21 protein-coding genes and 1 pseudogene are annotated in these 26,551 nt (G+C 74.3%); 14 read left to right on the forward strand and 8 right to left on the reverse strand.

What is annotated here, in order from left to right; translation table 11 throughout:
* Positions 1-101: 101 nt before the first annotated feature.
* From ACGFIZ_RS04045 to ACGFIZ_RS04075, 7 genes are all read left to right on the forward strand, one after another.
* Entirely contained in the window at positions 102-935 is an 834-nt protein-coding gene (locus ACGFIZ_RS04045; RefSeq protein WP_393415573.1) for a patatin-like phospholipase family protein, read from the forward strand.
* Entirely contained in the window at positions 935-1,957 is a 1,023-nt protein-coding gene (locus tag ACGFIZ_RS04050; protein WP_393415575.1) for a 1-acyl-sn-glycerol-3-phosphate acyltransferase, read from the forward strand. The genes ACGFIZ_RS04045 and ACGFIZ_RS04050 overlap by 1 nt, the downstream gene beginning before the upstream one ends.
* Before the next feature lie 9 nt (positions 1,958-1,966).
* Entirely contained in the window at positions 1,967-2,287 is a 321-nt protein-coding gene (gene cutA, locus ACGFIZ_RS04055) for a divalent-cation tolerance protein CutA (RefSeq protein WP_393415577.1), read from the forward strand.
* 47 nt (positions 2,288-2,334) lie between these two features.
* Entirely contained in the window at positions 2,335-6,030 is a 3,696-nt protein-coding gene (locus ACGFIZ_RS04060; protein ID WP_393415579.1) for an SCO7613 C-terminal domain-containing membrane protein, read from the forward strand.
* A gap of 206 nt (positions 6,031-6,236) precedes the next feature.
* A complete protein-coding gene (locus tag ACGFIZ_RS04065) occupies positions 6,237-7,307 on the forward strand; it encodes a fatty acid desaturase family protein (protein ID WP_393415580.1) in 1,071 nt (356 codons plus the stop codon).
* 168 nt (positions 7,308-7,475) lie between these two features.
* Positions 7,476-7,769 (forward strand): 4a-hydroxytetrahydrobiopterin dehydratase, encoded by a 294-nt coding sequence (locus tag ACGFIZ_RS04070; RefSeq protein ID WP_393415581.1) that lies wholly within the window; start codon positions 7,476-7,478, stop codon positions 7,767-7,769.
* On the forward strand, positions 7,766-8,968 hold the full coding sequence (locus ACGFIZ_RS04075) for an FHA domain-containing protein (protein ID WP_393415583.1): 1,203 nt from the start codon (positions 7,766-7,768) through the stop codon (positions 8,966-8,968). Before ACGFIZ_RS04070 ends, ACGFIZ_RS04075 begins: the two co-directional genes overlap by 4 nt.
* Before the next feature lie 77 nt (positions 8,969-9,045).
* Here the strand turns inward: ACGFIZ_RS04075 and rocD are convergent, their stop codons facing one another.
* Positions 9,046-10,260: an ornithine--oxo-acid transaminase gene (gene rocD / locus ACGFIZ_RS04080; RefSeq protein ID WP_393415643.1), complete on the reverse strand. Its 1,215-nt coding sequence runs from the start codon at positions 10,258-10,260 to the stop codon at positions 9,046-9,048.
* Between the two features lie 87 nt (positions 10,261-10,347).
* Here rocD and ACGFIZ_RS04085 point away from each other — a divergent pair, with 87 nt between their 5' ends.
* Entirely contained in the window at positions 10,348-11,520 is a 1,173-nt protein-coding gene (locus tag ACGFIZ_RS04085; RefSeq protein WP_393415584.1) for an RNA-guided endonuclease InsQ/TnpB family protein, read from the forward strand.
* Positions 11,521-11,577: 57 nt separating this feature from the next.
* Here the strand turns inward: ACGFIZ_RS04085 and ddaH are convergent, their stop codons facing one another.
* Entirely contained in the window at positions 11,578-12,390 is an 813-nt protein-coding gene (gene ddaH / locus ACGFIZ_RS04090; protein WP_393415645.1) for a dimethylargininase, read from the reverse strand.
* A 340-nt stretch (positions 12,391-12,730) separates the two neighbouring features.
* Positions 12,731-13,447: a thrombospondin gene (locus ACGFIZ_RS04095; RefSeq protein ID WP_393415585.1), complete on the reverse strand. Its 717-nt coding sequence runs from the start codon at positions 13,445-13,447 to the stop codon at positions 12,731-12,733.
* A gap of 238 nt (positions 13,448-13,685) precedes the next feature.
* Here ACGFIZ_RS04095 and ACGFIZ_RS04100 point away from each other — a divergent pair, with 238 nt between their 5' ends.
* Positions 13,686-14,519, forward strand: coding sequence for an Fpg/Nei family DNA glycosylase (locus tag ACGFIZ_RS04100; protein WP_393415587.1), 834 nt, complete (start codon positions 13,686-13,688; stop codon positions 14,517-14,519).
* A gap of 60 nt (positions 14,520-14,579) precedes the next feature.
* On the opposite strand, the gene ACGFIZ_RS04105 is transcribed toward ACGFIZ_RS04100, so the two are convergent.
* The 3 genes from ACGFIZ_RS04105 to ACGFIZ_RS04115 form a co-directional block, all read right to left on the reverse strand.
* Positions 14,580-16,001: a WGR domain-containing protein gene (locus ACGFIZ_RS04105; RefSeq protein ID WP_393415589.1), complete on the reverse strand. Its 1,422-nt coding sequence runs from the start codon at positions 15,999-16,001 to the stop codon at positions 14,580-14,582.
* Positions 16,002-16,085: 84 nt separating this feature from the next.
* Entirely contained in the window at positions 16,086-17,465 is a 1,380-nt protein-coding gene (locus ACGFIZ_RS04110; protein ID WP_393415590.1) for an FAD-dependent oxidoreductase, read from the reverse strand.
* Between the two features lie 24 nt (positions 17,466-17,489).
* Positions 17,490-18,629, reverse strand: a complete 1,140-nt coding sequence (locus ACGFIZ_RS04115; protein WP_393415592.1) for a glutamate--cysteine ligase — start codon at positions 18,627-18,629, stop codon at positions 17,490-17,492.
* A 213-nt stretch (positions 18,630-18,842) separates the two neighbouring features.
* On the opposite strand from ACGFIZ_RS04115, the gene ACGFIZ_RS04120 reads away from it, so the two are divergent.
* The 3 genes from ACGFIZ_RS04120 (at position 18,843) to ACGFIZ_RS04130 (ending at position 23,462) form a co-directional block, all read left to right on the forward strand.
* Positions 18,843-20,237 carry a carbohydrate-binding protein gene (locus ACGFIZ_RS04120; protein WP_393415594.1) on the forward strand — a complete coding sequence of 465 codons (1,395 nt, stop codon included), beginning with the start codon at positions 18,843-18,845 and terminating at the stop codon, positions 20,235-20,237.
* 245 nt (positions 20,238-20,482) lie between these two features.
* The gene (locus tag ACGFIZ_RS04125; protein WP_393415596.1) at positions 20,483-21,841 is read left to right on the forward strand and encodes a chitinase; all 1,359 of its coding nucleotides are present in this window, start codon (positions 20,483-20,485) and stop codon (positions 21,839-21,841) included.
* 67 nt (positions 21,842-21,908) lie between these two features.
* Positions 21,909-23,462, forward strand: a complete 1,554-nt coding sequence (locus ACGFIZ_RS04130; protein WP_393415598.1) for a cellulose binding domain-containing protein — start codon at positions 21,909-21,911, stop codon at positions 23,460-23,462.
* Here ACGFIZ_RS04130 and ACGFIZ_RS04135 read toward each other — a convergent pair.
* Entirely contained in the window at positions 23,456-24,196 is a 741-nt protein-coding gene (locus tag ACGFIZ_RS04135) for a DedA family protein (protein WP_393415600.1), read from the reverse strand. The two genes, ACGFIZ_RS04130 and ACGFIZ_RS04135, sit on opposite strands and share 7 nt — an antisense overlap.
* A gap of 238 nt (positions 24,197-24,434) precedes the next feature.
* On the opposite strand from ACGFIZ_RS04135, the gene ACGFIZ_RS04140 reads away from it, so the two are divergent.
* Both ACGFIZ_RS04140 and ACGFIZ_RS04145 read left to right on the forward strand, forming a co-directional pair.
* On the forward strand, positions 24,435-26,087 hold the full coding sequence (locus ACGFIZ_RS04140) for an alpha-amylase family protein (RefSeq protein WP_393415602.1): 1,653 nt from the start codon (positions 24,435-24,437) through the stop codon (positions 26,085-26,087).
* A 25-nt stretch (positions 26,088-26,112) separates the two neighbouring features.
* A pseudogene (locus ACGFIZ_RS04145) lies at positions 26,113-26,358 on the forward strand (SDR family oxidoreductase); the annotation flags it as partial.
* Positions 26,359-26,465: 107 nt separating this feature from the next.
* Here the strand turns inward: ACGFIZ_RS04145 and ACGFIZ_RS04150 are convergent.
* Positions 26,466-26,551, reverse strand: an 86-nt coding sequence (locus tag ACGFIZ_RS04150; protein ID WP_393415647.1) for a transposase, incomplete at its 5' end; no start/stop codon positions are given.

The following is a 26,551-nucleotide window of genomic DNA, read 5'->3' on the forward strand; positions in this document are numbered from 1 at the left end:
GTGTCAACGGCCGTCCGGTCCCTGCCGTCGTGTCCGTCCCGGCGAGCGGCGGGCCGGGAGCGCGGACGGCCGGCGTGATCGCCCGTGCCAGGATGAACGGCATGGTCGGCGGTCCGGTGGCGTTCGTGCTAGGCGGCGGGGGAGTCCTCGGCGCGGTGGAGGTCGGCATGCTGCGCGCCCTGTTCCGCGCCGACGTGCGCCCGGACATGGTGCTCGGCACGTCCATCGGCGCGGTCAACGGCGCCCTCGTCGCCGCCGACCCGTCCGAGGCGGTCACCGACCGGCTGGTCCGGCTCTGGGCCTCGCCCGAGGCCAGCGAGGTGTACGGCGACTCGGTCGCCCGGCAGTTGCGTCGCTTCGCCGCCCGTACCCACCTGCACTCGCCCCGGCCCCTGCGCCGCCTGCTGGAGACCGAGCTGGGCGAGGGCACCACCTTCGCCGACCTGCGCGTGCCGTTCCTGTGCTGCGCGGCGAACATCGAGCGGGCCGCCGAGCACTGGTTCGACAGCGGTCCGCTGGTGCCCGCGGTGCTCGCGTCCGCCTCGGTGCCGGGGCTGCTGCCGCCCACCGAGATCGACGGCCAGCACTACGTCGACGGGGGGATCGTCAACTCGATCCCGATCGGCGAGGCCGTCGCCGCCGGGGCGCGGCAGATCTTCGTACTCCAGGTCGGCCGGATCGAGCGGGAGCTGACGCCGCCCCGGCGGCCCTGGGAGATCGCGCAGGTCGCGTTCGAGATCGCCCGCCGGCACCGGTTCGCCCGGGAGATGGCCGCGCTGCCCGAGGGGGTCGAGGTGCACGTGCTGCCGACGGGTGGGCTGGGGCCGCGGGAGGACAGCCCGTGGGCGTACCGGGACATGGCGGCGGTGGGGCGGCGGATCAGCCGCGCGTACACCGCCTCCCGCCGCTACCTGGCGACCCACCTGGAACGCTGATGCCGCTGCCACCCCGGTGGGTCCGTCGGCTGCTGCTGGCGCCCGGCGTGGTGCTGCTCGCGGCGCTCATGGTGACCAGCATCCCGGTCTGGGCGCTGCTCGCGCTGGCGCTGTCCCCCCTGGTGCCGGGCCGGCTGCGGCCGCTGCGCCTGCTCTGGATCGGCTGCCTCTACCTGGTCTGGGACGCGGCGGCGCTGGTCGCCCTCTTCGCCCTCTGGCTGGCCTCGGGCTTCGGCGTGTGGGCGCGGGCGCCCGCCTTCCAGCGGGCGCACTACGTGCTCGCCGGGGCGTTCCTCCGGGTGTTCTTCTGGCAGGCCCGGTGGACGCTGCGGCTGACCATCGACGTCGTCGGCACCGACCCGGACACGGCGCTGCCCGGCCGGCCGGAGCTGGTGCTCTGCCGACACGCGGGCCCCGGCGACTCGTTCATCCTGATCCATGCGCTGGTCAACTGGTTTCACCGGGAGCCCCGGATCGTGCTCAAGGAGAGCCTCCAGTGGGACCCGGCGATCGACGTGCTGCTCAACCGGCTGCCCAACCGGTTCCTTGCGCCGACCCACGAGCGGCACGAGTCCGTGACCGCCCAGATCGGCCACCTCGCCACCGGACTGGACGACGACGACGCGTTCGTGATCTTCCCCGAGGGCGGCAACTTCACCCCGCGCCGCCGGCTGCGGGCCATCGCCCGGCTGCGCGCGCTCGGCCTGGAACGCATGGCGCTGCGCGCGGAACGGATGCAGCACGTGCTCGCCCCGCAGCCGGGCGGGATGCTCGCGGCGCTGGAGGCCGCCCCGGACGCCGGGGTGATCTTCGTGGCGCACACCGGGCTGGACCGGATGCTCACCGTCGCCGACGTCTGGCGGGAGCTGCCCATGGACAAGCGGATCGCGATGCGGTTCTGGTCCGTACCGCCGGAGGAGGTCCCCACCGGCCGGCAGGAGCGCATCGACTGGCTCTTCGACTGGTGGGCCCGGATCGACGGGTGGATCGCGGCCAACCGCAACGGCGCCGACGCCGCGTAGGGTGCGCTCGTGGAGCAGATCAGCGTGGTGACGACGGTGGTGGACAGCCGGGCGGTCGCGGACGTGCTGGCGGCCGCCGCGGTCGCCGGCCGGCTGGCGGCGTGCGCCCAGGTCGGCGGCCAGGTGGACAGCACCTACTTGTGGCGGTCGGCGGTGGAGACCAGCGCGGAGTGGTCGGTGCGGTTCAAGACCGCGACGGACCGGGTGACGGCGCTGGTCGACCAGATCCGGGCCACCCACCCGTACGAGGTGCCGGAGATCCTGGTGACCCGGGTGGACAGCGGCAACCCCGACTACACGGCCTGGGTGTACGAGCAGACCCGGCCCTGAGTACCCGCACTCTGGGCTCGGTGGCGGGCGCCCACCATGATGGCCGCGTGGATTCGAGTGGCTACCCCTGCCCGGGGTGCGGCGCGCCGGCCGACCTGAGCGTCGGCTGCCGGCGGTGCGGCCGGGCGCCCGACCCGGCGGCGGCCGAGGTGATCCGGCTGGACCGGGAGATCGGCACGCTCACCGAGCGGGCGGAGCACGCCCGCCTGACGTACCTGGAACTCGCGGCGGCGGTCCGCGCCGCGCAGGCCCGCCGGGCGGAACTGGCGGCCCGGGTGCGGGCGGCGACGCCGTCGGGCGTACCGCGCCCGGCCACTGCGGCGCCCAGTCCCGTGCCGGCGGCCGTGCCCCATCCCGCGCCCGGGCCGTACCCGTCGGCCGCGGCGCCCGGTCCCGTGCCGGCGGCCGTGCCCCATCCCGCGCCCGGGCCGTACCCGTCGGCGGTGCCGGCCGGCGGACCGGAGACGTCGACCCGGACCGTGCAGGGGCTGCTCTTCGTCCTCGGCGGTCTGCTGCTGGGCACGGCGGCCGTGGTCTTCACGGCGGTCGCCTGGGCCGCGGTGGGGATCACCGGGCGGGCGTTGATCCTGCTCGCGTTCACCGCGCTCGCCCTGGGCGTCCCGCCGGTGCTGGCCCGGCGGGGGTTGCGCGGCACCGCCGAGACGTTCGCCGCGGTGGGCCTGCTGCTGGTGGCGCTCGACGGGTACGCGGCCTGGTCCGTGGACCTGTTCGGGGTGGCCGGCTGGCCGGGCGCCCGCTACGCCGCGCTGGTCGGGGGGGCCAGCGCGGCGGTGGCGGCCGGCTACGGCCGGCTGACCCGCCTGGCGGTGCCGTGGTTCGCGGCGCTGCTCGCCGCGCAGCCGGTGCTGCCGCTGCTCGCCGCCCCGGCCCGCCCGTCGGCGGCCGGCTGGACGCTGGTGTTCGTCGGCGTCGCGCTGCTGGACCTGGCCGTCGTCGCCGCCCTGCGCCCCCGCGGCCCGGCGGCGCCCGTTCCGCCGGCCGCGCCCGTTCCGCCGGCCGCGCCCGTTCCGCCCGCCGCCTCGGCCCCGCTGCCGGCCGGCCCACTGGCCACGATCGCGGTCTCCGGGGGGTCGGTCGTCGCCGCCGGTCGGGTGCTGGCCTGGGTCGGCCACGGCGTCGCGCTCGCCGTCGCGGCGGGGTGCGCGTTGGTGCCGCTCGCCTGGGGGCGGGCCGCCGGCTCGCCGCTGCTGGCCGGGGGGCCGCTGCTGCTGGTGGCCCTCGCGCTGCTCGGCGCGGCGCTGGTCGCCGGCGGACGGGTGTTCCGCGCGATCGCGGCCGGGGCGGTCGCTCCGGTGCTGGCCGTCGCGTTGCTCCGGCCGGTGGCGCAGCTGCGACCGGGACTGCTGATGCTGGCGGCGGCGCTCGTGGCCCTGGCGCTGGCCGGCGCGGTCCGGCTGCTGCCCCGCCGGGTCGGGGCCGGCCCGCGCGTCGGGGCGCTGGTCGTGGCCGGCGGGACGGCGCAGGTCGCCGCGCTGCTGGCCGTGCTGCTCGGGGCGGTCGGGGTGGGCCGGGTGCTGCCGCCGTGGCGGGGCGTCGGCACGGCCCCGGATCTGTCCTGGGCCTGGCAGGTGCCGGTGGCCGTGGCGGTGACCGCGGTCGCGCTGGCCGCGCTGCTGCCCCGCGCGGCGTGGCCGGCGATCGCGGCGGTGGCAGCCGCCTTCGCCGTGCTTCCCGCCGGGAGCCTCGGCGGGGTGCCGTGGGCGGTGGTGCCCGTCGCCGACCTGGCCGTCGGCGCGGCGCTGCTCCTGCTCGCCGTCGTCCGGGGGCGGCGCTGGTGGACCGTCCTGGTCCCGGCCGGGGCCGGCGCGGTCCTGGTCGGGCACGCGCTGCTGGTCGGCCTGGCCGGCCCGGCCGGGGAGGCGGCCGTGCTCGGCGCGGTCGTGCTGCTCGGGGCTGCGGTCGCCGCCCGGGGCCGCCGGGCCGGCGCCGCCGGGCGGGGGGTCGCCGGGGTCGCGCTGGCCGGCGCGCTGCTGGCCGTGCCGGCCGGGGCGGCCGTCGCGCTCCTGGCCGCCGGGGCCGAGCCCTGGTGGCGGGCGCGGGCCGCCCTGGCCGCCGTCGCGCTGACGCTGCTCGGCCTGCCCGCCCTCCGTCGCCGGTGGGCGGAACTGACCGGGTACGCCTCGACCGCGCTCGCCCTCGCCGCCGCGCTCGCCGGGCTGGCGCCGCTGGTCGTACGGGGCGACGAGCCGGTGGCCCTCTACGCCGCGCTGGCCGCCCTGCTGGCGATGCTCGTCGGGTCGGGGGCCCGTCCGGCGGGCGCGCTCCGGCTGACCGGGCTCGGACTGGCGGCGGTCGCGCTCCTCGCCGTCGCCCCGGTGACCGTCACCGTGCTCGTCGCCCCGTACGGCGAGGTAGCCCCGCCCTGGTCCGGCGCGCCGGCGGGCGGCCCGGTGCGCGGCGCCGCCGCGGCCGGCGTGGCGCTGCTCGTGTTGACCGTGGCCGCCGCGCTGGCCGGCCGGGCCGCTGTCGACGGTCCGTCCGGGGCCGCTGTCGACGGTCCGTCCGGGGCCGCTGTCGACGGTCCGTCCCGGGCCGCTGTCGACGGTCCGTCCCGGGCCGCCGGCGGCTCGCTTCCGGCCGCCGGCCGGCCGTCCCGGGCGGGCGCCGGGCTGGCGGCGCTGCCGTTCGCCGCGGCGACGCTGCCCGTGCTCCTTGCCGCCGGCGGCGCCCCCTGGCCGGTGGTGCCGGCCGTCGTCCTGCTCGTCGGGCTGGCGGCCCTGCTGGCCGCCGCGCTGGCCCCGCCCCGGCCGCTGCTCGCCCCGGTGACCGTGCCGGTCGGGCTGGTGGCGACCGGGTCCGGGCTGGTCGGGCTGTTCGCCACCCGCGCCGGCACGCTGGGCGGTCTCGGCGCGCTGGTCGTGGCCGCCACGGTGGTGGCCGTCGTCGCCCGGACGGGCGCGGTGCGGCTGGCCGGCGCGCTGGCGGCGGTCGGCGCGGCGACCGGGTTCGCGCTCACCGCGGCGTTGGCGGCCGGCCTGCCGGCGCGCTCCGCGGCGTATCCGGTGCTGGCGGTGGCCGCGCTGGTCCTGGCCGTCGCCGCCCTGACGGCCCACCGGGCCGGGACCGTGGGGCGGGCGCTGGACGGCGCCGCCCAGGCCGTCGCCCTGGTCGCGCTGCTGCTGGCCGTCGGGTCGTACCGGCACGCCGCCGCGGTCTGCGTGCTGTGGGGCGTCGCGGTCGGGCTGCGGGTGCTGCCCCGCGGGCCGGCCGGGCGCCGGTGGACGTTCGCCGGCATCGCCGGGGGCAGTGAGCTGCTCGGTGCCTGGCTGCTGCTGGCCGCAGGTGGAGTGGCGCTGCTGGAGGCGTACGCGCTGCCGGCGGCGGGGCTCGCGCTGGCCGCCGGGACGGTGGCACTGCGTACCCGACCGGGGTTGAACAGTTGGCTCGCGCTCGGGCCCGGGCTGGCCGCCGGGCTGCTGCCCAGCCTGGTGTCGGTGCTGTTCGTCCCCGAGCCGCAGCCCTGGCGGCGGCTGCTCCTCGGGGCCGCCGCGCTGGCCGTGGTGCTGGCCGGGGCGGCCCGCCGCTGGCAGGCGCCCGTGCTGCTCGGCGGGGTCACGCTGACCCTGCTGGCGCTGCACGAGCTGGTCCGCGGCTGGGACCTGCTGCCCCGGTGGATCTTCCTGGCCGCCGGCGGGCTGGCCCTGATCGGCCTGGCCGCGACGTACGAGCGGCGTCGGCGCGACCTGGCCCGGCTCCGGGCGGCGGTCGGCCGGATGGGATGAGCCCGACGCCCGACGCCCGACGCCCGACGCGGGGCGCGGGGCGCTGGGCGCGGGGCGCTGGGCGCGGGCGGTGGCCCGGCCGGGGTGGGGCTCGCCCTACCCCGGATTCGGGGGCCGCCAGGGTTACTCAGCGCGACCGATCCCCGGAGACTCGACACCAGGCGCGCCGCCCGGCGTGACCCGGTTGTCGAGGTACGGGAGCGGAAATGGTGCTTGCAGCGGTGGCGGACCCGCCGGCCCGGCGGGGCAGCGACTACGCACAGTTGTCCCGTCGGATCGGCGCGGCGGGCCTGCTCGGGCGCCGGCCCGGCGGGTACGCCGTCCGGATCGCGCTGACCCTGGCGGCCTTCCTGGCCGGCTGGGCGGCCGTGCCGCTCGTCGGCGACTCGTGGTGGCAACTCCTGGTCGCGGCCGGCCTGGCGGTGGCCACGACGCAGGTGGCGTTCCTCGGGCACGACGCCGGGCACCGGCAGATGTTCCGCCGGCGGCGCCCCAGCGAGGTGGCCGGCCTGCTCGCCGGCAACCTGGCGGCGGGGCTCAGCTACGGCTGGTGGGTGGACAAGCACAACCGCCACCACGCCAACCCGAACCACGCCGACGAGGACCCGGACGTCGGGGCGGGCGCCCTGGTCTGGACGCACGAGCAGGCGGCCGCGACCCGGGGGTTCGGGCGGTGGCTGGCGCGGCGGCAGGCGTGGCTGTTCTTCCCGATGCTGCTGCTGGAGGGGCTGAACCTGCACGTGGCGAGCGTCCGGGCGCTCGTCGGGCGGGGGCCGGACGGGCGGTTCGCCACCCCGGTGCGGCACCGGGCGGTCGAGGGACTGCTGCTCGCGGCGCACGCCGCCGGCTACCTGGGCCTGCTGTTCACGGTGCTGTCGCCGGGCCGGGCGCTGGCGTTCGTCGCCGTCCACCAGGGACTGTGGGGGCTCTACATGGGGTGCGTGTTCGCGCCGAACCACAAGGGCATGCCGATGCCGACGGCCGGCGACGACCTGGACTTCCTGCGCAGGCAGGTGCTCACCTCGCGCAACGTCCGGGGCGGCCGGTTCGTGGACGTGGCGCTCGGCGGGCTCAACTTCCAGATCGAGCACCACCTGTTCCCGCACATGCCCCGGGGCAACCTGCGCCGGGCCCGGCCGATCGTGCGGGCGTACTGCGCGGAGCGGGGCATCCCGTACGTCGAGACCGGGCTGGTCGAGTCGTACCGGCAGGCGCTGGCCCACCTGCACGAGGTCGGGCGCCCGCTCCGCGGCCCCCGACCGGCCGCCCGGGACTGAGCCGCCGTACGCACCACGGGGCGGCACCGACCGGCGCCGCCCCGTCGCGTCGACCGAGCGGGCGCCAGCCGCCGGGACGCGGTGTCGGGCCGCGCGTTCCCGCAGTTCCCGGCCCCGTACGAGGTGGCGGGAGAGTGCCGGGCGGGCGCCTGCCGGTAGGGTCGGGCCATGGCAGACGTGCTCACCGCGGAGGCGGTGCGAGACGAGCTGGGCGCCCTGGCGGACTGGACGGGAGACCCGACCGGGATCAGCCGTGCCGTCGAGCTGGGCAACTTCCCGGCGGCCATCGCGGTGGTCGACCGGGTCGCCGTGGTGGCCGAGGAGCTCGACCACCACCCCGACATCGACATCCGGTGGCGGACCCTGACCTTCCGCTGCGTCACCCACTCCGCTGGCGGGGTCACCCACCGTGACCTGGAGCTGGCGCGGCGGATCGACGACATCCTCCGGAGCGCCCGATGAGATTCGAGATCAGCAAGGTGCTCGACGCCATCGAGGGGCGGGTCTGCACCGACCCGTCGCTGGCCCGGGCCGTCCTCGACCTGGCCGAGGTGATCCGCTACCAGGACCTCGACAGCGGCCGGCCGGCCAGCCTGCTCCGGCTCGGCATGGTGATCGACGCGCTCGCCCGCGAGCTGGAGGAGGACAGCGTCCCGGTCTACGCGGTGGTGCACCGGGCGCTGCTCTCCGACGCCGACCTGACCTCCAACGAGCGGATGGTCGTGCGCCGGTGGGCCGACGACGGCCTGGTGGAGGTGCTGGACAATCCGGGCGACCGGATGCTGGAGGTCGCCGACCTGCTCGGGCTGCCGGTGCTCAGCCGCGCCCGCTTCGACGGGCTGCGGGGCCGGTTCCCGTGGCTGGTCGAGCAGCCCGGCCGGGTGCTCGCCCCGGTGCCCGGCGCGGGCGGGCCGGTGTTCATCGCCCACGTCGGCGGCGGGAACGTGCCGGTCGCCGGAACCCGCTCGCCGGCCGGCGCGAAGCTGCTCGCCCGGCAGTGGCGCTGCCCCGAGCCGGGCTGCGCCCTGTTCGGCGGCGGCGGGGGCGGCGGGGCGTTCGCCGACCTCGCCCGGGTGGACCGGGCCCCGGCCGGCCAGCCGCCGCCGTCCCTGCGCAACGGGGTGCCGACCTGCCCCCGGCACCTCGCCCGGCTGGGCGACGCCGGGCCGCGCCCGCGTACCGAGGTGCTGGCGGTGCGGATCGGCGGGATGGTCCGCCGCCGCTTCGTGCTCACCGAGGGGCAGCCGGTGCTGGTCGGGCGCGCGCCGGACCAGCAGGGCGGAATCGTGCTCGGCCAGTGGCTCAACGACGAGGCGCGGCGCTGGATCAGCCGCAGCCACCTGCGGTTCGAGCTGCGGGCGACTGCTCCAGGTCGCGGCGCGGCGTCAGACGCGCCGAGCTGGAGTGGTCGGGGCGAGGTGATCGTGACGGACGTGAGCACCAACGGGTCCGGCATCCGCCCGGGCGGCTCGATGGCCGAGCCCGACCGCGTCCCGCTGTCCCCGCAGCAGTCCCGGGTGCTCGCCGCCAGGGACATGGTCGAGCTGTACCCGGGGGTGCAGGTCGGCCGCGCCGAGGAGCTGCCGACGGGTGCGCCGTTCACCCCCACCTCGGTGATGGCCGAGGCCCCCACCATGGCGATGCGGCTGCCCCGCCCCTGAGGCCGGCCGCCGCGGGGTGGGCGAGAACGACGGCGGGCGCCGGGACCGTGGTCCCGGCGCCCGTTCCGCGTACGCGATCAGCCGGCCAGCACGGCGGCGAGCTGGGCCACCAGGTGGTCGATCTCCTCGGCGGTGATCACCAGCGGCGGGGCGAGCCGGATGGTGGAGCCGTGCGTGTCCTTGGCCAGGATGCCCCGCTCCATCAGCCGCTCGCACGCCTGCCGGCCGGTCATCACGGCCGGGTCGATGTCCAGGCCCGCCCACAGGCCCCGGCCCCGGACGGCCAGCAGGCCCTTGCCGACCAGCCCCCGCAGGCCGGCGTGCAGCCGCTCGCCCAGCTCGGCCGAGCGGCGCTGGAACTCGCCCGTGCCCAGCAGCCGGACCACCTCCGTGGCGACCGCGCAGGCCAGCGGGTTGCCGCCGAACGTCGAGCCGTGCTGGCCCGGCTTCAGCACCCCGAGCACGTCGGCGTTCGCGGCCACGGCCGAGACCGGCACGATGCCGCCGCCGAGCGCCTTGCCCAGCAGGTACATGTCCGGCGTGACGCCCTCGTGGTCGCAGGCGAACGTCTCGCCGGTGCGGCCCAGGCCCGACTGGATCTCGTCGGCGAGGAACAGCACGTTGTTCTCGTCGCAGACCCGGCGCACGCCCGGCAGGTAACCCGCCGGCGGCACCACGACGCCCTGCTCGCCCTGGATCGGCTCGATCAGCACCGCGACGGTGTTCTCGTCGATCGCGGCGGCCAGCGCGTCGAGGTCGCCGTAGGGGACGACCGTGAAGCCCGGCGTGTACGGCCCGAAGTCGGCCCGGGCGTCCTCGTCGGTGGAGAAGCTCACGATGGTGGTGGTGCGGCCGTGGAAGTTGCCCTCGGCCACCACGATGTTCGCCTGGCCGGCCGGTACGCCCTTGACCTGGTAACCCCACTTGCGGGCCACCTTGATCGCGGTCTCCACCGCCTCCGCGCCCGTGTTCATCGGCAGGACCAGGTCTTTGCCGCACAGCTCGGCCAGCTCCCGGCAGAAGTCGGCGAACTGGTCGTGGATGAACGCCCGGCTGGTGAGGGTCAGCTTGTCCAGCTGCGCGTGCGCGGCGGCGATCAGCTGCGGGTGCCGGTGGCCGAAGTTGAGCGCCGAGTAGCCGGCGAGGCAGTCCAGGTAGCGGCGGTTGTCCACGTCGGTCAGCCAGACGCCCTCCGCCGAGCTGATCACCACCGGCAGCGGGTGGTAGTTGTGCGCCGTCCAGCGCTCCGCGTCCCGGACCGCACCCGGCGTCCGCAGCATGTCGTCGACGATCACCGATTCACCGCCAGGATGCCCCGTCCTTCAGGGCGGGAAGGAGTGACGGATATGTTGTCAGCCATGATCGTCCTTTCTGGTTAGATGAGTCCTGTGCGGACGGCGTACAGGTGCCGGGCATACCCGACGCCCGAGCAGGTGAGCGTGCTGAACCGTACGTTCGGGTGTGTACGCGTCGTCTGGAACCGCACTCTCGCCGCCCGCCACGTCCGCTGGCACACCGAACGGAGATCCACCTCCTACGCGGAGACGGACCGGGCGCTGACGGAGATGAAGAAGCAGCCCGACCCGGCGTTCCTGCGCGAGGTGTCGTCGGTGCCGTTGCAGCAGACCCTGCGGCACCAGCACACCGCCATGACCGCGTTCTTCGCCAAGCGGGCCCGGTACCCGCGGTACAAGTCCCGGCACGGCCGGCAGTCGGCTTCCTACACCCGGTCGGCGTTTCGCCTGCGCGACGGGAACCTGACGCTGGGCAAGACACCCGGTGTGCTGCGGTTCGTGTGGTCGTGGCCCGGCGTGGACGTGACCGCCCTGGACCCCACGATGGTGACGGTGTCCCGTGACCCGGACGGCCGCTGGTTCGTGAGCTTCGCCGTCGATGTCGCCGCGCCCACCGCACCCGAACCGACGGGCGGGGTGGTGGGGGTGGACCTCGGCCTGACCGATTTTGCGGTGCTGTCCACCGGCGAACGCATTCCCCACCCGAAACACATGGAACGGCGCGAACGCCGACTCAAGCGGTATCAGCGGATGATGGCCCGCAAGCAGAAGGGTTCCGCCAACCGCGCCAAAGCCAAGCGGAAGGCGGCCCGCGCGCATTCGCGGGTACGCGACGCGCGCCGGGACTTCCTCCACCAGCAGTCGACCGCCCTGGTACGCCGGTTCACCGCCATCGCCGTGGAGGACCTGGCGGTGGCAAACATGGTCCGCAACCCGTCCCTGGCCAAAGCGATCTCCCGCACCGGCTGGGCCGAGTTCCGCACCCTGCTCACCTACAAGGCCCACCGCGACGGCCGCACCCTCGCCGTCGTGGACCGCTGGTACCCGTCGTCGAAGACCTGCTCGACGTGCGGGCACCTGCTCGCCACCCTCTCCCTCGGCACACGCCACTGGACGTGCCCGAGTTGCGGCACCCGGCACGACCGGGACGTCAACGCCGCCAAGAACATCGCCGTCGCGGCCGGGCTGGTCGAGACACAAAACGCCTGCGGAGCGGACGTCAGACACGGGGACCTCCTTCCGTGCGGTCTGCAATGAACCAGGAACCCCAACCCGCGAGGGTGGGAATCCCCCGCCGCTAGGCGAGGGAGGATGTCAATTGTCTGCCTCTCCCTGGAGTCGCAACGTGCAGCACTTCGGTCCCCCGCCCGCCTTGCGCAGCTCGGACAGGTCGACACCGATGATCTCGTAGCCCCGGTCGCGCAGCTTCGCGGCGAGGTCGGTGGCCTGCTCGGGCAGCACCACGTGCCGGCCGTCGCTGACCGCGTTCAGGCCCAGCACCTCGGCGTCGGCCATGGTGGCGTGGACGGCGTCCGGGAACAGCCTGCGCAGCACGGCCTGGCTGCCGGGCGAGAACGCCTCCGGCAGGTACGCCACGGTGTGCTCGTCGAGCACGGTGAGCGCGGTGTCCAGGTGGTAGAAGCGCGGATCGACCAGCTGCATGGTGACCACCGGATAGCCGAAGACCTCCTGCAACTGGGCGTGGGAGGCGTGCGCGGTGCGGAACCCGGTGCCGGCGAGCAGGACGTCGCCGACCAGCAGCACGTCACCCTCGCCCTCGTTGACGTGCTTCGGGTCGTACAGCTCGAAACCGGCGGCCTCGAACCAGGCCCGGTACGCGGGGGCCTCGTCGGCGCGCTGCGGGTCGCGGAACTGCACGGCCATCGCCTTGCCGTCGATGACCGTGCCGCCGTTGGCGGCGAACACCATGTCGGGCAGGCCGGGCACGGGTTTGATCTCCTCGACGGCGTGGCCCAGGTCGCGGTAGACCTGACGCAGCCGTTCCCACTGGCGGATCGCCAGGTCGGCGTCCACGGGCGCCGTCGGGTCCATCCACGGGTTGATGGCGTAGTCGACGGCGAAGTACGTCGGCCGGCACATCAGGAAGCGCTGGCTCGTCGCGTCCATCGTCATTGTCCTGCTCCCAGGGGTCGGGCGCGCCCGGCCACCTTCGGCCCACGGGCTGGCGCCGTTGCCCAACGGTATGCGTGCGGGGACGGCGGCATCCACCGGCGGAAGTTGCGTTGACCGACTGATCGTTGCGTTTCAAGCCGGATCTACGGCGATCCGTTGCGTTCCTCGGATGCCGGTACCGATCCGGCCCCGGACATGCTTCGGGGGCGGCGAACCGCCGCCCCCGAGAAGAGGATGTGCCCGGCTGGTGAACCACCAGGGGGTCCGGGCCGCCGACACGACCGCCGGCGTTTCTACCTGCGCCGGCGCACCGCCGGCGGGACCCTGGTGCCCGTCAGAGCAGGCCGGCAAACTGTGAGTCGAGCCACTCCCGCAAGCGCTGCACCCAGTCGCCGTCGGTGGTCGGCCAGTCGAACTGGCCGGTCATCGCCAGCACCCCCAGCACCACCGCCGCCACGCCGAAGGCCATCCCCAGCAGGGCGTCGGTCTTGCCGGCCACGTGCCGGCGCCGCGTGGCGACCAGCCCGAGGACGGAGAGCACCGCCCCGAGCGCGCCCACCGCGATGCCGTACCCGGCAAGGGTGCCGGTCAGCACGAACAGCGTCCCGGCCACGCCGACGACGAGGCCCAGGGTGGCGAGCAGGCTGGCCCGCGGCTTCGGCCCGACCGCCACGGGCGGCTCCGGCGCCGGCCGGGGCTCCCCGTCCACCGGGTCCACCGGCCGTCGTGCTGCCCGGTCCCGGTCGAGATCGACGGTGCGTTCCTCGGCGTCCGTGGCGTCGAGGTCGGCCGGGCGTACCTCCTCGATCGTCGGACGGACGACCGTGGCGGAGCGGGCCACCGCCGCCCGCTCGGCCGCCCGCCGCTCGGCGTCCGCGGCGCGCTCGCCGTCGGTCGCCGTCGCGCTGCTGTGGTACGTCGTGTGCTCGTGGTCCAGGTCGGTCGCCACCGGCTCCCCGGTGGCGACGGTCGTGCCGGACCCGTTCGGGCCGTCGACACCGTCGTGGGCGGGGGCCGGCTCGTTCCGGCGCGTCAGCGAAGGAAGTTTCACCACATCACCTCCTGATCAGTGCGTGGAGGCCTTCCGGTGAGCGTCGGCGGCAGCCACGCGGGTAACGGCCAGGAGGTACCCAGTCGGCATGCCGCCGACACCGACGTCGCTCGACCGGTACACCTGGCGATGATCGTCTGTCGTTGAGCGGGACAACCGCCGGCGCGTCTTCTCTCCCACCCGCAGACGATCAAAGGGTGGCGGTCGCTCCCGGAGGTCGTGTCTATGCTTGGCAGCCGTGCCAGAGGGACACAGCATCCACCGCCTGGCGGCCCGACACGCCGAACTGTTCGCCGGTGACAAGGTGCACGCCGCCAGCCCGCAGGGCCGCTTCGCCGAGGGCGCGGCCCGGCTGTCCGGCACGGTCCTGGAGGGCACCGAGGCGTACGGCAAGCACCTGCTGCACCACTACGCGGGCGAGCTGACCCTGCACGTCCACCTCGGCCTGTACGGCAAGTTCGCCGACGGGCCGGGCGAGCCGCCGCCACCGGTCGGCCAGGTGCGGCTGCGGCTGACCAGCGACCTACACTGGCTGGACCTGCGCGGCCCCACCGCCTGCGAGCTGCTCACCCCGCCCGAGGTGGCGGCGCTGCGCGAGCGGCTCGGCCCCGACCCGCTGCGCCCCGACGCCGATCCCGCCCGCGCGTACGACCGGATCTCCAGCAGCCCGACGGCGCTCGCCGCGCTGCTGCTGGACCAGTCGGTGGTCGCCGGCACCGGGTTGATCTTCGTGACCGAGGCGCTGTTCCGGGCCGGGCTGCCGCCGACCCTGCCCGGCCGGGAACTCTCCCCGGCCGGCTGGCGGGCGCTCTGGGCGGACCTCGTGGCGCTGATGACCAAGGCCGTCGAGGTCGGCCGGATCGACACCGTCCGGGACGCCCACCTGCCCGAGGCGACGGGCCGCCCGCCCCGGGTGGACCGGCACGGCGGCGAGGTGTACGTCTACCGCCGACCCGGCGCGTCCTGCCACGTCTGCGGCGACGAGGTGCGCCGCGGCACCCTCGCCGGCCGCAACCTCTACTGGTGCCCCATCTGCCAGCCCAGTGAGGAAGGGCCCCCTCCCGACGCCTGAGCACCGGGCCGCCCGCGGGGTGGCGGTCGGAATCAGGCGCCGTCCAGCAGGCCATTGCGGTCAGCGGAGCCGGCGGACGTCCCCGTACGCCCGGTAGAAGCCGCCGCGGCCCGACTCCCGCACCTCGGTGACCAGGTAGCGCGCCCCCGGCTCCCGGATGCCCTTGGGGAACTGCACCGACCAGTCCCGCCGGTAGCCGTCGGAGAGCACGTGGATGCGCAGCCGGCCGCCCTGCTCCACGCACTCCACGACGACGCCGTCGGAGTCGTCGGTGGTCACCTCCACCGTGGTCCAGGCGGCCGGCTCGGGCAGCCGCGGCGGCGCCTTGACGTCCACCACCTCGGGGACGCTGCCCGCCTCCGCGGCCCGGATCGCCGGCTCGCTGGCGTCGATGCAGGCCAGGTAGCCGCTGGTGGTCACCACGTAGAGCCGCTCCTCGTGGTACTGCATCGAGTACGCCGAGCCGCAGCCGGTGCCGAGCTTCCACAGCCGGTTGCCGGCCTCGTCGAAGCAGTAGATCGAGGACTGGTTGTCGCCGGCGAAGACGTACCGGCCGCCCTCGGCGGTGGCGCAGGAGAAGACGGCGGCGTCGCAGCGGTACGTCCGCTCGACGCGCCCGTTCTTGCGCAGCCGCACCACGTCGCGCCGGCCCGTGCCGGCGAAGACCGCGTCGCGCTCCTGCCAGCCGAAGAGCACCGCCCCGGTCGGGGTGTGCCACAGCTCCCGCCCGGTACGCCAGTCGTAGCCGGTGACCCCCTGGGTGTGCCCGTGGTAGAGCGCGTCGGCGTCGCAGCGGACCATCCAGGCGGACCGGCCCCGCCCCGGCCGGCGCCAGAGGAACTCGTCCTCGTGGTCGATCGCGGCGATCCCGCCGTCGGCGTCGGAGACGCCCAGCACCCCGTCGTGGATGTCCAGCCAGTAGATGTCGATGTCCGGGGCGATCGCGTACGCCACCCGGGGCATTTTGCCCGACAGGTCGTAGACGTTGCCGTCGTCGCAGCCGGCGTAGATCCAGGCGTCGTCGGCGACGATGCACTTCACCCCGTCGGGGAGCCGGACCTGGCTGCGTACCCGGGCGTCGTGGCCGAGCGTGGTGATCACGCCGCGCTCGTTGCCGACCATGCAGCTCTGCCCGTCGACGAAGATGCCGAACGCGGGCGCCCCCGAGTCGTACCGCCAGAGGACCGGGGCGGTGCGGGCGGTGGAGCGGGTGCTGACGATCTGCCGGCGGGAGATCGGCCGCTTCTGCCGCACGCCGCGCACCGCCGGGGCGTACCCCTTGCGGACCTTCTCGCCGATCTTCTTCGCCGCCGCGGCCCGCGCCTTCGCGTTGTCCGTGAACGTGCTGGTCTTCACCTGGCCCTGGTCGCCGATCCGGCCGTAGCGCACGGTCATTGCGGTGTCGTCCACCACGACCTCGTAGAATTTGTGCGCACCACCGTCCACTTCGGACAGTTCGAGGTAGGTCGTCTCCTGCGACATGGGATGCCTCCGAGGGAAAAGACGCCGGGAACCCGGCACCGCGACAGCGCGCACACGCTAACCGCGCCCCCCGACAAGAACTCCCTACCGGCCGGCGCGGGCCAGGGCGTCGACCGCCTTGCGGGCGGCGATCAGCACCGGATCCCAGACCGGCGCGTACGGCGGGGCGTAGCCGAGGTCGAGGCCGGTCATCTCGTCCACCGTCATGCCGTTCCACAGCGCCACGGCCAGGGCGTCGATCCGCTTCGCCGCCTCCGACCAGCCGACGATCTGCGCCCCGAGCAGCCGCCCGCCGGGACGCTCGGCGATCAGCTTCACCGTCATCGACCGGGCGCCCGGGTAGTACCCGGCCCGGTTGGTGGACTCGGTGACCACCGAGACGAACTCGAAGCCGCTGGCCGCCGCGTCCCGCTCGCGCAGCCCGGTACGCCCCACCTCCAGGTCGCAGACCTTGGTCACCGCCGTGCCGATCACGCCCGGGAAGGTCGCGTACCCGCCGCCGATGTTGATCCCGGCGACCCGGCCCTGCTTGTTGGCGTGCGTGCCCAGCGGCACATGCACCGGCAGCCCGCTGACCCGGTGCAGGGTCTCCACGCAGTCGCCCGCCGCCCACACCCCCGGCACCCCGGCCACCCGCATCCGCAGGTCCACCCGGACCCCGCCGGTGGGCCCCAGCGGCAGGCCGGCGGCCTCGGCGAGCGCGGTGTTGGGGCGTACCCCGAGGCCCAGGACCACGACGTCGGCCGGCACCGGCCCGTCGGACGTGACCACCGCGGACACCCGGCCGTCGCGCTCCTCGACCCCGGTCACCTCGACCCCGGTACGGATGCCGATGCCGACGCCCCGCATCGCCTCGGCGACCAGGGCGCCCATGTCCTCGTCGACGGTGGACATCGGCTGCTCGGACTGCTCGACCAGGGTGACCTCCAGCCCCCGCTGGACGAGCGCCTCGGCCATCTCCACCCCGACGTAGCCGCCGCCGACCACCACCGCCCGCCGGGGCGCGGGGTCGGCGTCCAGCCACTCACGCAGCGCCGCGCCGTCGTCGAGGGTCTGCACGCCGAAGACCCCGGCGGCCGTGGTGTCGGCCCAGCCGGGCTTCGTGGGCACCGCGCCGGCGGCGTACACCAGGTCGTCGAACCGCTCGCGGACCTCGCCGCCGCCGTCGAGGTCGCGGGCGACCACCTCCCGGCGCGTCAGGTCGATCGCGGTGACCTCGTGCCGCAGCCGGACGTCGATGTCGAAGTCGTCCCGGAACGCCGCGGGGGAGCGGGCGACGAGCTGATCCCGCTCCGGGACCACACCGCTGATCCAGTACGGGATGCCGCACGCCGAGTACGACGTGAACCGCCCCCGCTCGAACGCCACGATCTCCAGGTCGGACCGGTCGCGGCGGCGCCGGGCCTGCGACGCCGCCGTCATGCCGGCGGCGTCCCCACCGACGACGATCAGCCGTTGCGCCACGACCACCATCCTGTCACGGCGCGCTCACCCACGGGTCTGTCGCGCCACGTCCCGTACCACGTCGACCAGGCTGCCGGTACGCGCGAAGACCGCCCGCTGCCGGGCCGCGCCGCTGCCGTGCCGGCGCAGCGCGCCCAGCAGGTCGGTCACCTCCGCCAGGTCGCCGTGCCGCTCCACTTCGGGGCGCAGCTGTTCGACGAGGCGGTCCAGCAGCTCCCACGCGGGGCGCAGCTCGCCGTCGGTCAGGTCGACCGCGTCGCCCTCCAGCCCGTCGTGGGCGGCCCGCCAGTGCGCGGCGACCAGCAGGTGGTGGTCGGTGCGGATCGCCGGGCGGCCCGCGGCGATGTCCCGCAGCGCGGTGGCCACCAGTGCCCGCACCAGCGCGGCGACCAGCACCGCGTCGTCCACCGACGGGCAGACGTCGCCGATGCGCAGCTCCACCGTCGGGTACCGCGCCGACAGCCGGGCGTACCAGTAGAGCATCCCCTCGTCGAGCATCACGCCACTGGCGATGAGCTGCCGGATCAGCCGCTCGTAGTGCTCGTGCGACTCCAGGTACGGCGTCGGCGCCACCGACGGCCAGCGTTCCCACTCCACCGAACGCCAGCTCGCGTACCCGGTGTCCTCGCCGCGCGCGAACGGGGAGTTGGCGGTCATCGCGTGCAGCACCGGCAGCCAGGGCCGGACGTGGTTGAGCACCTGCACCCCGGTCTCCGGGTCGGGCACGCCGACGTGCACGTGCATGCCGTTGTTGCCCGGCCCGGGCACCAGCAGCCGGTACCGCTCGATCATCTTGTCGAAGCGGGGCTTGTCGACCACCGGCGGGACGGGGCCGTCCACCGGTCCGGTGCCGATGGCCAGCAGCCGTACGCCGGCCCGCTCGGCGGCCTCGGACAGCGCCCGCCGCAGCACCCCGAGAGAGTGCCGGATCGAGGACAGCTCCAGCCCGGGCGGGGTGCCGATCTCGATCTGGCTGGTCTGGAACTCGCGCTCCACCTGCCCGCGCAGCTCCGCCGGCACCTGCTCCAGCACCAGGTCCACGGCGGGCACGGCGGCGCCGGTGTGCGGGTCGACGAGCAGGAACTCCTCCTCCACGCCGACGGTGAGCAGGTCCGTGTCGCCCGGGGCCGCATGCCGTTCCCGCTGGGCCACCGCTCCGCCCATCGCCCTCACCGTCCGTTCGCTGCCGGTCGCGGCGCCGTGCCGCGTCGTCGACCGGCCATTACCCGCAGTGTCCGACCGGGGAAACGCCGCCGCCTGCGTGTCGCCCCGACGCGCCCGGATCCATCGACGTTCGTTGACACGTTACGGGCTGGGGCGTACAACCTGAGAGAGCGCTCTCTCATCATCCTCCCGTCCCGCAGAGAGGCACGTCCCATGGAACCTGCCCGCACGACTCCCCTCCCCCGGCGGCGCCGACTCTCGCTGGCGGTGGCGGTGGCGGCCACCGCCGCCACCGCCCTGGCCGGCACGACCCTGTCCGCGAACGCCGCCGTGCCGCCGCCCCCGTCCGGCTGGAGCCTGGTCTGGAGCGACGACTTCACCGGGGCGGCGAACACGCTCCCGTCCGGCGCCAACTGGATCATCGACACCGGCACCAGCTACCCGGGCGGGCCGCCGAACTGGGGCACCGGCGAGATCCAGACGTACACGAACAGCACCGCCAACGTTGCCCACGACGGCGCCGGCAACCTGCGCATCACGCCGCTGCGGAACGCCTCCGGCGGCTGGACCTCGGCGCGGATCGAGACGGTCCGGAGCAACTTCAAGCCGTCGTCCGGTGGGGTGCTGGCCATCGAGGGCCGGATCCGGATGCCGAACGTGACCGGTGCGGAGGCCCTCGGCTACTGGCCGGCGTTCTGGGCCCTCGGCTCGCCCTACCGGGGCAACTACCAGAACTGGCCCGGGATCGGCGAGTTCGACGTGATGGAGAACGTCAACGGGATCAACTCGGTGTGGGGGGTGCTGCACTGCGGTTTCGCCCCCGGCGGCCCGTGCAACGAGTTCAACGGCCTCGGCGCCTCCCGGGCCTGCCCGGGCAGCACCTGCCAGTCGGCGTTCCACACCTACCGCTTCGAGTGGGACGCCTCGACCAGCCCCCAGCAGCTGCGCTGGTACGTCGACGGGCAGCTCTACCACACGGTCAGCCAGACCCAGGTCGGCGAGCCGTACTGGACGCAGATGACCGGGCACGGCGGGTACTTCCTGCTGCTGAACGTGGCGATGGGCGGTGGCTTCCCGAACGGGGTGGCCGGCTTCACCACGCCGACCGCCTCGACCGTGTCCGGCCGGTCGATGCTCGTCGACTACGTGGCCGTGTACAACCGGGGCGGCACCCCGCCGACGACCCCGCCGCCCACCGGGACCGTGGACGCGTACGGGACGATCCAGGCCGAGGCGTTCAACGCCCAGAGCGGGGTGATCGTCGAGGCGTGCTCCGAGGGTGGACAGAACATCGGCGCGGTGCGCAACGGCGACTGGGTCCGCTTCGACAACGTCGAGTTCGGCTCGACCCCGCCCCTGGACTTCGTGGCCCGGGTGGCCTCGGGGGCGGCCGGCGGGGTGAGCGGCCTGGTGGAGGTGCGGATCGACAGCCCCACGGCCACCCCGATCGGCAGCTTCGCGATCGCGAACACGGGCGGCTGGCAGAGTTGGCGCTCGGTGCCGGGCAACGTCGGCGCGGTCACCGGCCGGCACACGGTGTACCTGACGTTCACCAGCGGCCAGCCCGCCGACTTCGTCAACGTCAACTGGTTCACCTTCCGCCACTGACCCCCTCGGGTGCCGGGGAGCCCCGCGCTCCCCGGCCCCACCCCCACCCCTTCGCCTCCGCGATCTTGCACTTACTGCCCCGGCAACGCGGGCAGATCGCCCATGTTGTGGGCACAAAGTGCAAGATCGCGGAGTTTTTCGTGTTCGCCCACCCGTGCACGCCTCTGGACAGAAATAGTTAACAGTCTTAATAATTGACGCAAGAGTCGACGGCCATGAATGCCATGTCCCGGGTGGAGGCGTGCATGAAGCGTTCGAGATCCCTCGTCCTTGCCCTGGTCGCGGCGCTGGCCGCGAGCGTCGGAGCGGCCTGGGTGGCGTTGCCCGCGTACGCCGCCGGAGCCACCGCGAGCTTCGTGAAGACCTCCGACTGGGGGACCGGCTGGGAGGGGAAGTACACGATCACCAACGGCGGGACGAGCACCGTCAACGGCTGGACCCTCACCTTCGACCTGCCCGCCGGCAGCACGCTGGGCTCCTTCTGGGACGCCCGGCTGACCATGTCCGGCCAGCGGGTCACCGCCGTCAACCTGACCTGGAACGGCACCCTCGCCCCGGGGGCCACCGCCTCGTTCGGCTTCCTCGTCGCCGGCTCCGGCAGCCCGACGAACTGCCAGCTCAACGGCGCGCCCTGCGGCGGCGGCCCCACCCCGACGACGGCGCCGCCGACGACCACCCCGCCCCCCACCACCCCGCCGCCCACCGGCCTGCCGACGCACCTGCTCACCGGGTACTGGCACAACTTCGTCAACCCGGCCGTCGAGCTGCGGCTGCGTGCCGTCCCCACCGAGTACGACCTGGTCGCGGTGGCCTTCGGCGAGGCCACCGGCACGCCCGGCGCGGTCGCCTTCGCCGTCGACCCCGGCCTGTCCACCGCGGTCGGCGGCTACACCGACGCCGACTTCACCGCCGACGTGCGGACGCTGCACGAGCGCGGCAAGAAGGTCATCCTCTCCGTCGGCGGCGAGACCGGCCGGGTCGCCGTCAACGACGCCGCCTCCGCGACCGCGTTCGCCGACAGCACGTACGCGCTGATCCAGCGGTACGGCTTCGACGGCGTCGACATCGACCTGGAGAACGGGCTCAACCCGACGTACATGGCGCAGGCGCTGCGCGCCCTGCGGGCCCGGGTCGGGGCCGGCCTGATCATCGCGATGGCCCCGCAGACCATCGACATGCAGAACCCGGCCACCAGCTACTTCAGGCTGGCGCTGGACATCCGGGACATCCTCACCGTGGTCAACACCCAGTTCTACAACTCCGGCGCGATGCTCGGCTGCGACAACAACGCCGCGTACAGCCAGGGCACGGTGAACTTCATCGTCGCGCTCGCCTGCATCCAGTTGGAGGCCGGCCTGCGCCCCGACCAGGTCGGGCTCGGCCTGCCGGCCGGCCCCGGCGCGGCCGGCGGCGGGGTCGTCGCGCCCAGCGTGGTCAACGCCGCCCTCGACTGCCTCGCCAAGGGCACCAACTGCGGCAGCTTCCGGCCGCCGCGCACGTACCCGGGCATCCGGGGCGCGATGACCTGGTCCGTGAACTGGGACGTCAGCAACGGCAACGGCTTCGCGCGCACCGTCAAGCCGCACCTCGACACCCTGCCCTGACCCGGACGCGACCGGGCCAGCCCCGCCCAGCCGGGCGGACCCCCCCCACCGGTCCCTGGAGGCCACCGTGAAACTCCGCTCACCGCGCGCGGCCACGTTCGCCGCCGCGCTCGCCGCCGCCGTCGTCGCGGCCACCGTCGCGGCCCCGCCGGCCGCGTACGCCGCCACCGCCACGTTCACCCGCACCGTGACCTGGGAAACCGGGTACGAGGGGAAGTTCACCGTCACCAACGACACCTCGACCACGATCAGCTCCTGGAACGTCCAGTTCGACCTGCCCACCGGCAGCACCCTCGGCGCCTTCTGGGACGCCCTGCTGACCACCTCCGGCCAGCACGTCACCGCCGTCAACCAGTCCTGGAACGGCACCCTCGCCCCGGGCGCCAGCACCACCTTCGGTTTCAACGTCAACGGCACCGGCCTCCCGACGAACTGCACCGTCAACGGCGGCTCCTGCACGGGCGGGGGCCCGTCCGGTCCGGCCACGCCCGGCGGGCTGCGGGTCACCGGCACCACCAACTCGTCGGTCTCGCTGGCCTGGAACGCGGTCAGCGGCACCGTGACCGGCTACCGGGTGTACGAGGGCTCGACCGTCCGGGCCACCGTCACCGGCACCTCGGCGACGGTGTCCGGGCTCGCCACCTGCTCGGCGCACAGCTACACCGTGACGGCGTACAACTCCTCCGGCGAGTCGGCGAAGTCGGCGCCGGTCTCCGCCACCACCACCGGCTGCACCGGCGGCAGCGGGCCGATGGCCGCCGCGCCCTACCTCTACCCGGGCTGGGGCGACCCGCCCGCGCCCGCCACGGTGATGGGGGCGACCGGGATCAAATGGTTCACCATGGCGTTCGTCCTCTCCGGCGGCGGCTGCACCCCGGCGTGGGACGGCTCCGGCCCGCTCACCGGGGGCGTGCACGCCAGCACCATCGCCGCGATCCGGGCCGCCGGCGGCGACATCATTCCGTCCTTCGGCGGGTGGAGCGGCAACAAGCTCGGCCCGAACTGCTCCTCGGCCAGCGCCCTCGCCGGGGCGTACCAGCAGGTCATCAACGCGTACGGGCTGAAGGCGATCGACATCGACATCGAGAACAGCGACGAGTTCGAGAACGAGGTGGTGCAGGACCGCATCCTCGGCGCGCTGAAGATCGTCAAGCAGAACAACCCGGGCATCAAGACGATCGTCACGTTCGGCACCACGACCACCGGGCCGTCCTGGTGGGGCACCCGCCTGGTCAACCAGGCCGCCGCGCTCGGCGCGAACATCGACACCTTCACGATCATGCCGTTCGACTTCGGGGGCGGCGCGAACATGTACCAGAACACGGTCAACGCCGCCGAGGGGCTGAAGAACGCGCTGAAGACCGCCTTCGGCTGGTCCGACGCGACCGCGTACGCGCACATGGGGCTCTCCGGCATGAACGGCCTCTCCGACCAGCAGGAGCTGACCTCACCGGCCACCTGGACGCAGATCCGCGACTGGGCGAAGGCCCGCGGCCTGTCCCGGTTCACGTTCTGGTCGGTCAACCGCGACCGCCCCTGCCCGGGCGGGGGAGTGGTGTCCAACTGCTCCGGCATCAGCCAGAACACCTGGGAGTTCACCTCCATCACCGCCCGCTACTGAAAGGAGGGACCCCTTCCTGACGCCTCGGGTCGAGAAGGGGTGCCCCGCTCACCGCCGGTGCCCGCGCGGGTCGTACCACCCGCGCGGGCGCCGCTGCGGCGGGCCCGGCGGCGTAGCTTCTTCGCCACCCAGGCGGCGGCCGTGACCACGAAGGCCGCGAGGATCGCGTAGTTGAACCAGCTGCTGTACCGGTCGACCTCCTGCCAGCGCGACCCGAGCGCGAAGCCCGCGCCCACGATCAGCCCGTTCCACACGCCGCTGCCCAGCGTGGTCAGCAGGACGAACTCGCCCAGCGGCATCCGGTTCGCCCCGGCGGGAATCGAGACGAGGCTGCGGACCACCGGCACCACCCGGCCGATCAGCACGGCCCACCTGCCGTGCCGCTCGAACCAGCGGTCGGCCCGCTCCAGGTCGCCCCGGTCGACCAGCGGGACGCGGTCCAGCCACCGCTTCAGCCGCTCCTCGCCGAGCGCCCCGCCGAGCCAGTACAGCACCAGCGCCCCGAGCAGCGAGCCGATCGTCGCGGCGAGCACGATCAGGACGACGTTGAAGCGGCCCTCGGCGGCGAGGTAGCCGGCCATGGCCAGCACGATCTCGCTCGGGATCGGCGGGATGATGCTCTCCAGCGCCACCAGCAGGGCCACCCCGACGCCGCCCAGCGCGTCGATGACGCCGGCCACCCAGCCGGTCAGGCCGGTGAACCGCGCCGGGTCGACATCCTGGGCGAGAGCCATGGCCGTCCTTCCACACGAGCTGCCGGGATCCGAGGGGTCGTACCCGGGCCGCCCGCGGTTACACCGCCGGCCGCGTTCGACGGGACGAGACTCGGCCCCGTTCGACGGGACAGGAGGCCCGGTCGCGTTCGACGGGACAGGAGGCCCGGCCGCGTTCGACGGGACAGGAGGCCCGGTCGCGTTCGACGGGACAGCAGACGCGTTTGCGGGAAAGGAAAACCGGAGAAGGAACGGGGGCATGGGTGACAGGTGGTACTCCGAGGCCGTCGTCTACTGTCTCGACGTCGACACGTACGCCGACTCCGACGGCGACGGGGTCGGCGACTTCCGGGGCCTGATGGGGCGGCTGGACTATCTGGCCCGGCTCGGCGTGACCTGCCTGTGGCTGCACCCGATCCACCCGTCGCCGAACCGCGACGACGGCTACGACGTCACCGACTTCTACAACGTGGACCCCCGCTTCGGCACCCTCGGCGACTTCGCCGAGCTGCTGCACCAGGCGCGCAACCGGGGCATCCGGGTGATCATCGACCTGGTGGTCAACCACACCTCCGACGAGCACCCGTGGTTCCAGTCCGCCCGGTCCTCGCCGGACTCGCCGTACCGGGACTGGTTCGTCTGGTCCGAGCAGGAGCCGGCCGACCGCCGCCAGGGCATGGTCTTCCCCGGCGAGCAGCGGGAGACCTGGAGCTACGACCGCACCGCGAAGGCCTGGTACTATCACCGTTTCTACCGGTACCAGCCGGACCTCAACTTCACGAACCCGCAGGTCCGCGCGGAGGTCAAGAAGATCGTCTCGTTCTGGCTCCAGCTCGGCGTCTCCGGGTTCCGGATGGACGCGGTGCCGTTCATCATCGAGCTGACCGAGCCGGGCAACCCCGACTCGCCGAAGGACTTCGACTTCCTGACCGAGCTGCGCCAGCATGTGCAGTGGCGCCGGGGCGACGCCGTGCTGCTCGCCGAGGCCAACGTCGAGCCCGCCCAGTTGCCCACGTTCTTCGGCGACGCCGCCGGGTCGGGCAACCGGCTGCACATGCTCTTCGACTTCATGCTCAACGGGCGGCTCATGCTCGCCCTGGCCCGACGCGACCCGGAACCGATCGTCGAGGCGCTGCGGGACACCCCGAAGCTGCCGGCCGGTGGGCAGTGGGCCACCTTCCTGCGCAACCACGACGAGATCGACCTGTCCCGGCTCACCACCGAGCAGCGCAACCAGGTGTACGCCGAGTTCGGCCCCGACGAGCACATGCGCATCTACGACCGGGGCATCCGGCGGCGCCTCGCGCCGATGCTCGGCAACGACCGCCGGCGCATCGAACTGGCGTACTCGTTGCAGTTCTCGCTGCGCGGCACGCCGGTGCTGCGCTACGGCGAGGAGATCGGGATGGGGGAGGACCTGTCCCTGCCCGGCCGGCAGTCGATCCGTACCCCGATGCAGTGGTCGTACCAGCCGAACGCCGGCTTCTCCACGGCGGACCCGGAGAAGCTGGTCCGCCCGGTGGTCGACAGGGGCGACTTCTCGTACGAGAAGGTCAACGTGACCGCCCAGCGCGGCGACCCGCGGTCGTTGCTGGCGTGGTTCGAGCGGATGATCCGGACACTGCGCGAGGCGCCGGAGATCGGCTCCGGCTCGACGACCCACATCGACGTGCCGGTGCCGCCCGGGGTGCTCGCCCACCGGGCCGACGGCCCGACCGGGACGATGGTCTTCCTGCACAACCTCGGCACCGACGACGCGCAGGTCGACCTCGGCGTGCTCGCGGCGGAGGCGGACCTGCCGATCGACGTGCTCGCCGACCGCAACTACGGCGACGTGGGCAAGCTGGACGCGCTGAAGGTCGCCGGCCAGGGCTACCGCTGGATCCGCCTGCGCCGCGGCGAGGCCCTCTGACCGCCCACCGGGCACCGCCCGCCGGCTGGCAGCCGACGGCCTGGCCGTCGCCGTGGTGGACATCGAGGAGGCGGCCACCAAGGACACCGTGGACGCGATCGTCGCCGCCGGTGGCCGGGCGCTCGGGGTCGGCGCGGACGTGTCCGACCGGGCCCAGGTCGAGGCGGCCTACCCGGCGGCGAAGGCCGGCCTCCAGGGCTTCACCAAGACCCTCGCCATCGAGTTGGGTCCGTTCGGGATCACCGTCAACGCGGTCGCGCCCGGGTTCATCGAATGTCTTCCGTGGAAACCCCCGGCTTTAGCCGTGGGGAGGAAACGGAACCCCTGCGGAGCAGGTCAGGGATAGCCCATTCGCCGCCAAGGCGGATGGGCGTCTGGTCACACGTTGCGCTGGTTCTCGACATACCTCTTGACCACCTCCACAGTGGCGCCGCCGGTCGTGGCGACGAAGTACGAGTTGGTCC

It is taken from the genome of Micromonospora sp. NPDC048830 (assembly GCF_043198215.1).
Lineage (GTDB): Bacteria > Actinomycetota > Actinomycetes > Mycobacteriales > Micromonosporaceae > Micromonospora.